The organism is Rhodobacter sp. NTK016B, from assembly GCF_017303295.1.
Classification (GTDB): Bacteria; Pseudomonadota; Alphaproteobacteria; order Rhodobacterales; family Rhodobacteraceae; genus Pararhodobacter.
Window position 1 is genome coordinate 1 of sequence record NZ_JAFKOK010000082.1, and the last position, 210, is coordinate 210.

The 210-nt window shown below is 66.2% G+C and carries 1 protein-coding gene; it reads right to left on the reverse strand.

Annotated features, from left to right (window positions below):
• A partial coding sequence (locus JI664_RS23785) for a hypothetical protein (protein ID WP_207016273.1) occupies positions 1-210 on the reverse strand: 210 nt, incomplete at both ends.

The following is a 210-nucleotide window of genomic DNA, read 5'->3' on the forward strand; positions in this document are numbered from 1 at the left end:
CGCCCTTGGCGTCAACGATGGCCTGTAGACGGTTCGGGTTCGATCCGTCGTAGCGATCTTCGGGGACACCCGTGCCCCCGGCGCTGGCGTCGGTGCCGCCGATCCCAAGGTTCTTCCAAGTGATCGACGCACCGAACCGCGCTTCCAGAGCCTTGCGGTAGCGGTGGTGATACGACGCTTCGACATGCATGTCGGTGCCCGCCGGGCCGT